The 12,765-nt window shown below is 57.2% G+C and carries 14 protein-coding genes and 1 tRNA gene; 6 read left to right on the forward strand and 9 right to left on the reverse strand.

Annotated features, from left to right (window positions below; genetic code table 11):
* Positions 1 to 484: 484 nt before the first annotated feature.
* The 6 genes from aroH to NW834_RS11480 all read right to left on the reverse strand — a co-directional run bounded on the left by aroH (position 485) and on the right by NW834_RS11480 (position 3,887).
* Entirely contained in the window at positions 485 to 859 is a 375-nt protein-coding gene (gene aroH, locus NW834_RS11455; RefSeq protein WP_011433434.1) for a chorismate mutase, read from the reverse strand.
* Between the two features lie 103 nt (positions 860 to 962).
* Positions 963 to 1,649 (reverse strand): V4R domain-containing protein, encoded by a 687-nt coding sequence (locus NW834_RS11460; RefSeq protein ID WP_414419025.1) that lies wholly within the window; start codon positions 1,647 to 1,649, stop codon positions 963 to 965.
* A 269-nt stretch (positions 1,650 to 1,918) separates the two neighbouring features.
* Positions 1,919 to 2,377 (reverse strand): hypothetical protein, encoded by a 459-nt coding sequence (locus NW834_RS11465; protein ID WP_041436599.1) that lies wholly within the window; start codon positions 2,375 to 2,377, stop codon positions 1,919 to 1,921.
* A 36-nt stretch (positions 2,378 to 2,413) separates the two neighbouring features.
* Entirely contained in the window at positions 2,414 to 2,665 is a 252-nt protein-coding gene (locus NW834_RS11470) for a hypothetical protein (protein ID WP_414330906.1), read from the reverse strand.
* Positions 2,662 to 3,345, reverse strand: a complete 684-nt coding sequence (locus NW834_RS11475; RefSeq protein WP_414419026.1) for a V4R domain-containing protein — start codon at positions 3,343 to 3,345, stop codon at positions 2,662 to 2,664. The genes NW834_RS11470 and NW834_RS11475 overlap by 4 nt, the downstream gene beginning before the upstream one ends.
* 323 nt (positions 3,346 to 3,668) lie before the next feature.
* A complete protein-coding gene (locus tag NW834_RS11480; RefSeq protein WP_414418419.1) occupies positions 3,669 to 3,887 on the reverse strand; it encodes an Hfq-related RNA-binding protein in 219 nt (72 codons plus the stop codon).
* Between the two features lie 406 nt (positions 3,888 to 4,293).
* Between NW834_RS11480 and gvpA the strand changes: the two genes are divergently transcribed.
* The 6 genes from gvpA (at position 4,294) to msrP (ending at position 8,949) form a co-directional block, all read left to right on the forward strand.
* Positions 4,294 to 4,512, forward strand: coding sequence for a gas vesicle structural protein GvpA (gvpA, locus tag NW834_RS11485; protein ID WP_011429717.1), 219 nt, complete (start codon positions 4,294 to 4,296; stop codon positions 4,510 to 4,512).
* A 289-nt stretch (positions 4,513 to 4,801) separates the two neighbouring features.
* Positions 4,802 to 5,833: a gas vesicle protein GvpC gene (gene gvpC, locus NW834_RS11490; protein WP_414426308.1), complete on the forward strand. Its 1,032-nt coding sequence runs from the start codon at positions 4,802 to 4,804 to the stop codon at positions 5,831 to 5,833.
* Between the two features lie 79 nt (positions 5,834 to 5,912).
* On the forward strand, positions 5,913 to 6,797 hold the full coding sequence (gene gvpN / locus NW834_RS11495) for a gas vesicle protein GvpN (protein ID WP_011433426.1): 885 nt from the start codon (positions 5,913 to 5,915) through the stop codon (positions 6,795 to 6,797).
* Between the two features lie 32 nt (positions 6,798 to 6,829).
* Positions 6,830 to 7,174, forward strand: a complete 345-nt coding sequence (locus NW834_RS11500; protein ID WP_049749583.1) for a gas vesicle protein — start codon at positions 6,830 to 6,832, stop codon at positions 7,172 to 7,174.
* Positions 7,175 to 7,248: 74 nt separating this feature from the next.
* Positions 7,249 to 7,668: an LptA/OstA family protein gene (locus tag NW834_RS11505; protein ID WP_011433424.1), complete on the forward strand. Its 420-nt coding sequence runs from the start codon at positions 7,249 to 7,251 to the stop codon at positions 7,666 to 7,668.
* A 324-nt stretch (positions 7,669 to 7,992) separates the two neighbouring features.
* Complete coding sequence (gene msrP, locus NW834_RS11510; protein WP_414343713.1) at positions 7,993 to 8,949, forward strand: protein-methionine-sulfoxide reductase catalytic subunit MsrP; 957 nt, start codon at positions 7,993 to 7,995, stop codon at positions 8,947 to 8,949.
* A gap of 17 nt (positions 8,950 to 8,966) precedes the next feature.
* Here the strand turns inward: msrP and NW834_RS11515 are convergent.
* From NW834_RS11515 to NW834_RS11525, 3 genes are all read right to left on the reverse strand, one after another.
* Positions 8,967 to 9,040 (reverse strand) — tRNA-Arg (locus tag NW834_RS11515).
* A gap of 12 nt (positions 9,041 to 9,052) precedes the next feature.
* Positions 9,053 to 9,694: a ribonuclease HII gene (locus NW834_RS11520; RefSeq protein WP_414419028.1), complete on the reverse strand. Its 642-nt coding sequence runs from the start codon at positions 9,692 to 9,694 to the stop codon at positions 9,053 to 9,055.
* Between the two features lie 35 nt (positions 9,695 to 9,729).
* Entirely contained in the window at positions 9,730 to 11,901 is a 2,172-nt protein-coding gene (locus tag NW834_RS11525; RefSeq protein WP_414419029.1) for an Rne/Rng family ribonuclease, read from the reverse strand.
* Between the last annotated feature and the right edge of the window lie 864 nt (positions 11,902 to 12,765).

Below are 12,765 nucleotides of genomic sequence, written 5' to 3' on the forward strand. Positions count from 1 at the left end.
GAGCTGAGCCGTCGCGAAGCAGAGGTGGCCGCTCGCCAAGAGCAACTGCAACAGTGGGAAAACCGTCTGCGAGAAAAGCTGTCTCCTTGAGCTCTCAGATCTACTCTTATCTTAAGTAGAGTCATTTTAAGCTAATTGAGAAGCCCCCCAAGTGCTCTGTGCCGCTGCCATCACCCCATCTCCCAAAAAGAAAGGGGAGCTGGATGGAAATGTTTCATACCTGTTTAAAATGACTGTAAGTCCAAGTAAGTCTATGAGTGAATCTGGATGTTCTGCGCCTTCCCAAATCATCCCAAATCAGTAGTGATACGACCCGGATCAACTTGAGTTAAGCCATTCTTTTCCCCCAGAATAAGCGGGGCAAATCCGGGATCCATCATGCCCCATGTTGCCCATGGCAACAGACTGTCCCACCTCCAGTGTAGAAATCCCCCGACTTTAGTCGGTGAGAGTGTCAACCCTGTGCTGGTGCTGTATGGATCGATCAAACAGTGCTGAGATCTGGCCTTAACTCGCGGGCACCTCGCAGATAAACATGCTGCATGTCCGCTTGAGCAAGTGGAGTATTCAACTGGATCAAAACCCGAATGCAACGGGGTAAGTCGCCGCTCACCTCCATCTGTTGCACATCCAACAGAGGCACCGACTCCCAACCGGGGCGACGACGAGCAAACTGGGCGGGAAAAGCTGCATTTAAATCAGGGGTAACGGAAAAAATAACGCTGACTAGTTCAGCCGGATCGAGGGCGTTGCGGTGCTCTAGCGTATCCAGCAGCTCAGCCACCGCCGCGCCAATGGCCTCGGCACTGTTTGTAGGTACGGTGATGGCTCCCCGAATTGCTCTGACTCGCCACCCCAATGGCCACACCCTCGCGCGCTTGAGCTCGCCTTGCTTCCAGAAAATTATACAGACTCATCCCTGTTGGGATCCCATCCCTCTGGGGAAAACCAGCCCCCATCGCCTAGCTGGGCTGCAGGAGCTTTTCCAGGATCTGCTCGTGGCTGAGGCCGGAGTCCACCCAGGCTTCTCCCTCTTTGAGGCGGGCAGCAGCGGTTACGACAAACAAATTGCTCTCTGCTCCCAAAGCCTCGCTGGCGGTTTGCACGCAGAGCAAATCCTGGCCGGTTAGCTGGCTAAACCAGGTGGCCAACAGCCCTGCCTCCAGAAAGCCCATCGGCCGCTTGAAATGGGGAGGCGTGACGGCAGCGAAGGGGGAATTGCGAATCGACACCACCAGCACTCCTTGATCTTTGTAAGTCCAGTCGATCTCGATCAATCCCCAGCCATGAGTTTTCCAAGCTTGTCTCAGACTTTGCAGGAAAAGGCCCATCTCCAGCTCGGCCAAAGGCTTCTGGTAGTAGTCGGAGAGTTCTTGGGCAAAACGGCGGAAAAACTCCTTGCCCCACATCCGACCACAGTTGCGCAATACCAAACGAGCAGCCTGGCCGGTCTCGTATTCCAGGCCCGTGTAGATGCCCCGCAGCAATGCTTCTGGAAGGGCCAAGAGACGTTCACCGTGGCGACTTTCCAGTAAGCCCGATTCCAAATCGCTTCGCAGATAAGCGCTGGGTGTGTAGTAGTTGGCCAAAACGGGCGTGTAGGGATCAAAGGTGACTGAGCCATTGGAGATAGAGCTAGTGCCGGTCATAAGGGATCCCCTGGTTATCAAATCCAAGTCGTTATTGAGCTTTAAGCATCCAAATAGGAGCAGGGTGCAGTTGACAGTTCGTTGGTTGTTGAGCTGGGAGAACGGTTGTTTACGCTCCAAATCTTATGGCGATCCCTCCAGCAATTGAATACCCCTTGGGCAGATTTACTACAACGCTAACATTAACTCCAACGACACTGAAGTCTCCGGCTAGTTGAGATAGAGCGCTCTAGCACCGAAAAATGCAAAAAGCAAAAAAGTATCTAGCTCTAAAACAGCAAGGCCACCTGTACCTGGGTGATTAAGGGGCGGATAAACTCCAACTCTCCAGGGGCCAGATGGTCTCTCAACTCCTGCTGGAAAATCCGATAGGCAACCTCATAAACCCTCTGCAGTCCGTACAGGCGCACCTCTTCCTCCATCCACTCGAGCAGCCGCTCTTTCAGGAGGTTTTCGTCCTGCAGCAACATGGCCATAGCGCTGTGACGCAGCAGCAACAGCAGGTGTCGCCGGCACAGATCCAACACTTGGGGAGAAAGGTCGGGCATCTCCTTTTGCAGGGCATCTAGGGTTTTGCTCACCACCTGGCTCTCCCGTTCCCGCAAAACTCGGTACACATGTTGTCGTTTTGGCCAGCCGAGAACATAGGCCTTCAGATGCTCCAGCTCCTCTGGCTTGAGGTAGCGGGCTTCCGACTCGATCAGCATCTGCTCCAAGGGGCTTACCATCTCGCTTCTCCCGGAGGTCGGTGGGTGCTAGGAGACTCAAAACAAGCTGAACAGATCTGCCAAGGTGATCTGTTCTTCTGCCGGCTCGGGTTCTGGTGCTGCCGACAGGGATCCCAGAGAATGCGCAGCCAAACTCAGGGGATCCCCCGCCCAGGGGATGGAACCAAAATGCTCCCGCACTTGCAGAAAAGGCATCGGCAGAGAGCGCATCTGTAGGGGGCGGTTATCCCAATTTAGACGGGCAAAAAAGCTCTGCACCGAATCCTCTAAAGTAATCTTCCAGGTCATGCCTTAGCTACTCCCTGACCTGAACGCAATTTTTGGGCAATTTCGCTGGCACTGGCCCCTTCGTTCAGCCAGAAGGCAGCCGCATCAATGCGATCTTTGCTGCCGAGCAAAAACTTGCAGTAGCTTTCTCCCATGGAGTAGCACTGGATCTCGATGCAGTTCAGTTGCCGTTCCACCATGGTGCTAAAAAAGCCGGCAAATAATCCGGCGTAAAGATGACAGACAGGTTTGCCCACATCCCCCAGGGTGCGGGCCACGGCGGAGTCAAAGAGGTTGATGAAAATAAACCCTTGCCGCCGACTCTCGGTTTCTACCTCCCAGCGCCCCCATCCTTGGGAGGTCAGAGGCCACCACCAGGTTTCCAAGAGAAACATTAGATTACTCTGCTTGGGGTGGCGCCGATATTCCTCCTCAAACCAGCGGGAAAAATGGACAGCATCGTTGCGTCCCCACTCTTGACCGATGGTGTACATCAGAGAAGCTGAGGCATCTCCCACTTCTTCTTCCAGGCCCTGCTGCAAGCCCAGAATAAAGTCTTCGCTCACCAAGACATTGCGGGCACCCGTCCAGTCCACAAGGGATCCCTGGGAGAGGTCAAAGCGAAAAAAGTCTTCGCGGCTGTAGTGGTTATGCCGTTGGGCGGCAGGCTGAAGAGGTATCTCAATGGGGGCAGTCGTCATGGTTGGGTGAGGAGAGATCAGATTTTTTAACACTCCTTATCATACCCTTCTTAATTGGCACTTTTACCAAAAAACTGGGTCTAAAGCCTCGTCCTCAAGGCCTACGGCCCGCTGACGCAGTTGCAACAGCGTTGCGGAGCAATGGGGGACGGCTTTGGGATAGACTCAGGGCGACGGCAGGGTAGTCAACCGCTCCAAAAACCCAGCAGGAGTGGGTCAACTGGAGAAAACTGCCCTCAGAGGGAGACAGAAAAGCCCTGAGTTGTTGTAAAGATTTATTCAAAAATTGGGAAGAAGAGCTGTACAGGGATCCGGAGCAGTACTTAAGACTGAGGCCTGACCTTGATGAAAGCAATGGCAGACCGCCACAGCAGCGACTCCCGCCCCTCGGCATCGGCCAAACAGAGGCAATCGGGATCCTGCCAGCGCAACTGGCCGACAAAGACATCCCCCGTACTGAGCTTAATTTCGAAGGTTTCTCGATCCTTGATCCCCTTCTGCAGGCGACGCACGCTCGGGATCCCGGTGTTGAAATCGGTCACGACAGCCCTATCAGCCAGCGAGAAACGGTATGTCAGCAAGCCCACTGCCCCCAGTATAGGGGATCCCTGCCGCTTCCCACTGCCCCTCCACCACACTTCCACAACTTGGGCTCAAAACTCGCCCTCATCTTTGCCCATTTTTTCTGCTGGCGAGTACTATGTAGGGGGGATGGCGCTTAGAAAAGCGGTAAACCTTTCGAGTTCGCCGTCTTTTTTAAGCGAATCTACGGGTGTTCTCCCCGAAAAAAGCCAGCACAATAGGGCTAGGGTGATAGAGGGTGCGGCTGTCGCCCTAGGGAAGGTGAATCCTCAGCTGGGATCCCTTCTACATGCCATTTTGCCGCCGAGTTGTCTGTCCTTTTCAACCCTCATCAGTATCAGCAGTATCAGTGCAGGAGAGATCGTTATGGCAGTAGAGAAAGTGAACTCCTCGTCCAGCTTGGCCGAAGTGATCGATCGCATCTTGGATAAAGGTATCGTGGTCGATGCCTGGGTGCGTGTTTCTTTGGTTGGGATCGAGCTGTTGGCCATTGAAGCCCGCGTCGTTGTGGCTTCCGTGGAAACCTACCTGAAGTACGCTGAGGCTGTGGGTCTGACGGCTACTGCTGCTGCTCCTGCCGTCTAAATCTGCCTAACCAAAATCACTCAACCAAGGAAAGTGCCCACAACCCTCTCGCCTTGAGCATCGCAATGGTTGGATGAGTTATGCTCTCTGGGCGGAGGCGTAGGAAGCTAGCCGTCGGAAAGCGAGGCAGGGATCCACCGCCGGTCTCTGCCTTGCTTCTGCGGGTTTTGTTCGAGGATTGAGTCTTGCAGCCGCACTGAGCTACAGGTTGGCAGTGCCATCGAGTTGGGAACAGGCAGAGAAGCTGTATCCACCCAAGCATTGAACACGACGTAAGGGATTGAACACCATGAGTTTGCAGGAACAATGGGCCATAGCTCGCAGCCGGCGGGTGACTCAAAACCGAAGTTTGTTAAGCCGATCCCGGCAGCAGCGCCTAGAGCAGCACCAAGCCCTGATGGTTGAGCTGGGGCAGCGCCGCCAGCAACGACAAGAAGCAATACGGCACCAGACGGAGCAAACCCGCAGCCAATTGCAGAAACTGAGGCAGGAGCGGGCTGTGAGGCGATCCCTGGACGAATGCTCCCGTTCGGAAGCGGCGGCTCAGCGGGCCAAGTCGGTGGCAGAGAGTCTGGCTCGCCTGGAGCAGGAACGAGCTGCTCAATTGGAAGTCAGCCGGCAGCAATTGCAGGCTTTCCGGGCTAACTTGACTGCGGCTGTGGAGCATTTGCTGAGCACCTATACGCAGGCTCGGCAGGCGATGGCCGGCGAAACTCAGCAAGCGCGGCAGTCTTTTTGCGCCGATTTGCGGCAGTGGGTACAGGCTCTCCGGCAAATGGCTCGACAGGAGCTGGCTCAGATGGCTCAGGAACAGCAAGCCCAGGCCCAGGCCCTGCGGGGATCCCTGGCCACTTTCCGGGCGGAGTTGCATAAGCAGGTGTGGGGCAATGGGATCCCTGTCCTCGCCCCAGAACCTGAGGTCTCCATTTCCGGTGAAGGTTCTGGCAGTTCCGTTGAGATTGCCGGTGAGGCGCCAATATCTGCCTCTGACTCAACGCCCATAGCCGAAGACCAAGCCCCAGTGGAGCCGCCTGCTCCCGTCTCTGTTCCCCAGCCCCAGCCCTCGGAGGGTTTAATAACGCCTGAACCCCCTGAAGTTCCGCCTAGGGCTGAGGAACAAGCGGATCCCATCCTCGCTTACGTCAACAACTATGTGAGTGCCCTACAAGCACAGGATCCCAACCTGACCCTGCTGCAGGTAATTGGGGATCGGGAACGGGTGCGGGATTTGTTGGCCCGCGGCGCGGTGGATCTGGGGGTGGATCCCTCGGAAATCTTGGCTACGCTGCGGCGCATGGTGTCGGGGACGGTCGCAGTTTAGTTGTGCCGAGCGCAGGGAGAACATCCGGGCTATAGTCAAGGCAAAAGAGTCTAGGGCAGCAAAGAGGTTGAGTATCTCCATGGCCACGGTTCTGCAGGCGCGTCCCCGCCAGTTCGTGAACACCCCCTACATTGAGCGGATTACCCGCCGCGCTTTGCGCTATTTGCAATCGGGCTTTGCGGTGCATTTGCGGGGGCCTTCGGGTACGGGCAAAACCACTTTGGCGATGCACCTGGCCAGCCTGCTGGGCCGTCCCATTATGCTGATCTATGGGGATGACCGCTTCGATTCTTCCGACCTCATCGGGGGGCGCACCGGTTTTACCCATCGGCGGGTGGTGGACAACTTCATTCACTCGGTGGTGAAGACGGAGGAGGATGTGCAGCAGCGCTGGGTGGATGCCCGCCTCACCTTGGCTTGCCGAGAGGGGTTTACCCTCATCTACGACGAGTTCAATCGCTCCCGCCCTGAGGCCAACAATGCTCTCCTGAGTGCCTTGGAGGAGAGGCTGCTGGTGTTGCCGCCGGACAGCAACCGCTCGGAATATCTGCGGGTGCATCCCCAGTTCCGGGCCATTTTTACCTCTAACCCGGAGGAATATACCGGGGTTCACAGGGCCCAAGATGCGCTGCTGGATCGGATGATCACCATCGATATGGGGGAGCCGGACATCGAGACCGAAAAGGAGATTCTCACCTCGCGAATAGGCTTATCCGGCCCCGACGCCCTCAAGATCGTCCACATTGTGCGGGCTTTTCGCCGCAAGTTGGATCTGACGCGCCACCCCAGCCTGCGCAGTTGTTTGATGATCGGGCGCATTGTCAAGGAACATGAGCTGGCAGTTAGCAAAGAGAATGCCGATTTTCGCGCTTTGTGTGCGGATGTGCTGTTGCCGCGAGCCGGCAAGCGCTATGAAGAGGGATCCCAGCTGCTGAATTATCTGCTAGACCAACTGCCTGGCTGAGTCTTTTGCCTGTTGGTACACTTTGGAGGTCGATGAACTCTGTGCCGATTAGCTCTCAACCCTTGACCACGGCTACTCATGGCTCCTCGCTGGCCGATGTGCTGGAGCGGGTGCTGGACAAGGGCATTGTGATCGCCGGAGACATCACCGTTTCGGTGGGCAATGTGGAGTTGCTGAATGTGCGCATTCGCCTGCTGATTTCTTCGGTGGATAAGGCCAAGGAGATCGGCATCAATTGGTGGGAATCGGATCCCTATCTCAACAGCCAGGCGCGGGAGCTGCTGGAAGCCAACCGACAGCTCATGCAGCGGGTTGCCGAATTGGAAAGACAGCTTGCCCAAGCTCTGCCCCAGGGGGGAAAGGGAACGGACCCATAGGCTGCCCCCCGCCATTGTGACCTGGATTGACGGGCTAGACTGGCTGCTGTGGTGGTTTGACGGGGTGATGGGGCATGGCTTTGGAGATGGCGTTTGACCGGAAGGGTTGGCAGCGGCTAGGGACGCTGGGCTGGGCTGTGGGTGTGGTGCTGGCCCTTGGAATCCCGGCTTGGGGTCAGAATCCCCGTGCCATCAGCATCAGCGCCGATGTGCAGGAGGCCAACGCCAACACAGGGGTTTTTACGGCCATTGGCAATGTCACCCTCAGTTTTCCTGCCGAGCGGCTTACGGCCCGCGCCCAAAGAGCTGTGTATTACAGCCAGGAGCAACGCATTGAGCTGGAGGGCCAGGTCATCATCAACCAAGGGGAGAATCAGTTGCAAGCGGAGAAAGTCATTTACCACATCGACAAGGGCACCATCCAGGCAGTGCCATCGGCAGGGCGGCAAGTGGAGTCCATCTACGTTTTGCCGGAGCCCAGCTCAAGTCCTTAGCTGATCCCCACACTTTTTTCCAGCAGCACGGACTCAGCCAACACGGCTATACCGTGATTTCGTCACCGATCATCCCAGCCTGCAGGGTTTCCCTCACCCCCAACCCCTCTGTCAAAAGGAGAGGGGAGCCAGGGACAGACATAACAAATCGTTTCATTGCTGTTTGAAATGACTACATTTGAAATGACTACACATGGGGCAGCGCTGGAAACGAGCTCGGGGAATGTCGGCTTAGATCCGTTTAGGATGTAGTAATTCATTTAGGATGTAGTAGTTCGGGCGGCAGACTTTTTCCCTGACTCTGAATCAAAGGATGGCTGATGGATGTTCGGGATCCGAGTTCCTCACCCCTGGCAACGAGAGGCACAGGTCACTCCAGAAGAGATGTTTTTCAGCCGGCGGCAATTTCTAGCGCAACTGGGATCCGTTGGGGTGGGAGCCAGTTTTTCTATTTTTGGGTTTGGCAGCAGGGGAGCTGCTCCCTCGGTAGAACGAGAGCTGAGGGGGATCCCACTCAACCCCCACTTTTCGGATGTGGGCAGGCCCGTCACCGAGGAGATTGTAGCTGCTCGTTACAACAACTTTTACGAGTTTGGCTCCGGAAAGCGCGTCTGGCGGGCTGCACAGGCTTTGCCCACGGATCCCTGGACTGTCGAGATTACCGGGCTGGTGCGGCATCCTCAGCGGTTGGGCCTGGAAGATCTGTTTAACTTCCCCCTCGAAGAGCGCATCTATCGCTTTCGCTGTGTGGAAGCCTGGGCGATGGTGGTGCCGTGGTTGGGCTTTCCGATGCGGCTGTTGCTGGAACGGGTGGATCCTTTGCCGACGGCTCGATTTGTCCGCTTCACTTCCTTTTACGATCCGGAAATTATGCCTGGCCCGATCTGGCCCCCCAACTTGCCTTGGCCCTACACGGAAGGGTTGCGGATCGAGGAAATGGCCAACGAGTTGGCCTTTTTTGCCCTCGGCGTTTATGGCAAGCCGTTGCCCAAACAGCACGGAGCGCCAATTCGCATGGTAGTTCCCTGGAAGTATGGCTTTAAGGGGGGAAAATCCATCGTCAAAATCGAGCTTTTGGATCATCAACCCTCTACGTTTTGGAATACCCTCGCCCCTGAGGAGTATGGATTTGAGGCCAATGTGGATCCTAGGGTGCCCCACCCCCGCTGGTCACAGGAGCAGGAAGTCTTGATCGGTTTCGGATCCCGTTCCCAGTGGCAAATCGTTCCCACCTTGCCCTACAACGGGTACGGAGAGTATGTTGCCCACTTATATGGCTGAACTTATATGCCTGAAGACGCCCACGAAAGGATTCGAACCTCCGACACCTGGGACCGGAACCCAGTGCTCTAGTCCACTGAGCTACGTGGGCAATGCAACTGCATTAACCATCATATCTGCTGACTTTCAGTTCTGCCAAGGGGGCAAAGCTGCGGCGGTGCTGCGGGGTGGGCCCCAAGTTCTGCAACGCCAGTCGGTGCTCCCGCGTGCCATAGCCAGCGTTGGTGCGCCAGCCGTAGCCGGGGTACTGCCGATCCCAGCTCTGCATCAAGGCATCTCGCCAGACTTTGGCCACAACTGAAGCAGCGGCAATGGAGAGGCTGATTTGATCCCCCTTGACCAGGGCCGTTTGCCGGGATCCCAGCTCGGCCAGCGGCAATCCATCCAGCAAAATGTGTTCGATTGGATCCAACTTGGCCAAAGCCCGCTGCATGGCCAGCACCGTGGCCTGGCGAATGTTGAGCCGGTCGATCTCAGCAGCAGAGGCACTGCCAACGCCCACAGCCAAAGCCACCTGCCGAATCCGTTCCGCCCATTGAGCGCGTTGCTGCGGACGCAGTTGTTTGGAATCCCTCACTCCCTCCAGTGCTTTGGGATCCATCTGGGCGGGCAAAATCACCGCCGCTGCCACTACCGGCCCGGCCAGGGCCCCCCGCCCCACCTCATCCACCCCCGCCACTCGCAGGATCCCCTGCTGCCAAAGGGATCCCTCCCAGATCAAACTCGGCCTTGCCCGCTCCACCATACTCCCATGCCTGCCCCTGGGCTTGAGAGCAGCGCCTAACTGCTGCGGGAGCGCCGTCGCCTGGAGGCTGCTGGAGATTGCTGGGCAGGGCTGATCCCCAGTTCCGCGGCTGGCTCGGCCAAGCTGCTCTGCACTGCTGGCACGAACGATTCAGCAGAAGGGATTTCGGGTTCAGAAAGTTCGGGTGGAGAGAGGTTGTCCAGCAGCTCCTTCTCCTGCAAGGCATCCGGTTCGGGTGCAAACTCCTCTGTCTGAGAAGTTGCCTCAGTCTCCATCCTGGGCGGACTTTCCGCCTCTAGAGTTCCCGGCAGAACCACCCTAACCGCCGTGTCTCGGCCCCAAGGCGGCGGCTGGTCAAGCAGCAACAGAGGCGACAGCCCCAACTCCGAGTAGACCCGTTGTTGTAACGGGGTCATCTCCACGGTGACGGTTTGCCGTACCGGAGCCGGACGGCCTTCTGAGGACTCCGTCCCGCTGGCGCGAACGGTGCGGGCTGGGGAAGTGTGATCTTTGCGTGAGGCGGATTCTGCCTCTTCCCCAGGGCCAGAACGGCGGGGTTCTTGACGCTTTAGGTCTGCTCCGCCCCCTGGCAGTTGCATCGGCTCTGGGGCTTCCTCTTCTACAGGAGTATCCAGGCTCCGAGCAACGAGGCGCTGGCCAGTGCGGGGATCCCCCCAGTCTTCACGGGGACGCTTGCGTCCCGTTTCAACCCGTGGCTCTTCCTCCAGATCGTCTGAAGTCGTAAAGGGATCCGGGCTGGGGCGTCGTTGTCCGGGGGCAGATCGCGACCGCCGCAGCAGCGCACGGCTATCGCCTCGAGACAGCCCATCGCTTCCCACTCGCAGGCGCGCCCGTTGGGAGTTGCCATCGCGGGGCAGGATCGGGCCGGCCTCTTCCTCATCCCCTCCTTCCACCTCGGTGGGCAGCGTTACCGTCAGGCCGCTTTCTATCGTCAAGAGATGTCCCGGCTCGGCCCCCGGCAAGCGGGCCAGGATCCCCAGCCCCTCACAGGTAGGGCAAGAATGGCCGAAGATCTCATAAAGGCTTTGCCCCTGCCGTTTGCGGGTGAGCTCCACCAGCCCCAATTCCGACAGTTGGACCACCTGTGGGCGAGCTTTGTCGCTGGAGAGGGCCTTGTTAAAATGCTCCAAAACCAGCAACTGGTCGCGGCGGGAATCCATATCGATGAAGTCCACCACAATCACACCGGCAATGTTGCGCAGCCTCAGTTGGCGGGCAATCTCGGTAGCCGCCTCACAGTTTGTCCACAGCACTGTCTCCCGAGAAGTGGCCGATTGGGTGAAGGAGCCCGAGTTAACATCAATTACCGTCAGGGCCTCGGTGGGCTCGATGATGATGTAGCCACCAGAGGGCAGATCCACCCGTGGCCGCAGCGCCTGCCGAATAACCGCGTTGACCCGAAAATACTCCAGAATGGGGGTGGGCTCGCGGTGGGCATCGACAACGACACCAGGGGGCATTTGGCCCTTGTTCCAGCCCTGCAGATAGCTACGGACTCGCTTCGCTCCTGCCGCAGAGTCGGTCACAATACGGTTCACATCGTCGGAGTAAACATCCCGCAGCACCCGCTGAATAAAGTCGTCATCCCGGTTGAGTAGCCCCGGCCCCCGTGCTGCCTGATACTGCTGTTGAATATCTTCCCAGAGTTTCTTCAATTGCTCCAGGTCGTCGATCATCGCTTCTTCGGACACACCTTCCGCTTCGGTGCGCACCAGCAGGCCCATCTGCGGGGGTTTAATCAAAATGGCCAGGGATTTCAAACGGTTGCGCTCTTCTCGATCCTCGATGCGGCGGGACAGATGAACGCCTTTTCCGTAGGGTCGCAACACCAAATACCGCCCCGGAAAGGCCAAATCTCCGGTAAGCCTTGGCCCTTTGTTGCCGGTAGGCTCTTTCATCACCTGTACCAGCACCTTTTGCTGCGGCAAGACCAGCTCAGAAATCGAGGCATGACTTCGCTTGAGGCGCAGCGGGCCCAGGTCGCTGACGTGGATAAACCCATTGCGCTCTGCAGGGCCGATGTTGACGAAAGCGGCATCGATGCTGGGCAGAACGTTCTCGATGATTCCGACGTAAACGTCTCCCACTTGGTGAGCGCCGCTGGCGACGATCAGCTCCTGCACTTGATCTTCGGCGAAGACGGCTGCCACTCGATGTTGCTCGGCAATGACAATCTGCCTGGGCATTAACTTCCCTCCCCGCCCCAAGGGCACGCGGTTACGGGTTGAACCCTCATTCTGGCGAGGTGTTGTCTTTTTGCCGGGATCCGCTTAAGTTTCTTTAACCAGGATCGAGTCGTCATGGGGCTGTCCATTACCCTCAGCTCTGCTTTGACGCTTGGCTTTGTTTCCTCTCCAATGGGTGAGGTGAGTTTAAGTGCATGTGAACTACCCAATGCTGGCTCTGGTGGGTACAGCGGGGGGCTTCTGCTGATTGGAAGGAAAACTCATCGGATGGGATGAATGGATTCGGTGAGGTTTGCATGGAGATTCATGGATGGGCTCAATCGATAGGCTCAGGGAGCAAGACGGCTCCGCCTCGGGAGATCGAACGCTGGCCCATTGCAGAACCCCAGTTGTGCGGCCCAGCCTGTTCGCGAAAGCGTCGCGTAGCGATAGTCCACAACAAGACAGGGTTTGCGCGCGGAAAGAAGCACCTTCTCAGGGTAAAATTTTCTGGTTAGATCTGGGCTAGGTCGAAGAGGCACACTTTTCTGTTGCACCTATCGACTCGACCCCATCACGCCTGTTACCTGCCCTGGGTACTGAGTTAAGAGTGTCTCCATTCCGAAATCCGGCCCAGCTTTTGCCTGCTGCTCACCCCGCCCTTGGTCAAGTTGATGCTTGGCGAGCCCCACAGCGGCAGGAGCCAGCAATAGCAGCATTATAGCGCTTGTGGGATCCCTCAGCCCAGACAGACCCTTAGCCCTTGGGTTGCTCCCAGAGGAAGTGCTCAATCTGGATCGGCTAGGGGGTTCTGATACATTTACGCTGAACACTGCTGAACATCACTGTTCAACTATGCAGCGATAGCATTCTGTTTGTTTCCAT

Origin of the sequence: Synechococcus sp. R60.1, from assembly GCF_047461835.1 — a bacterium.
In the GTDB taxonomy this organism is placed as follows: domain Bacteria; phylum Cyanobacteriota; class Cyanobacteriia; order Thermostichales; family Thermostichaceae; genus Thermostichus.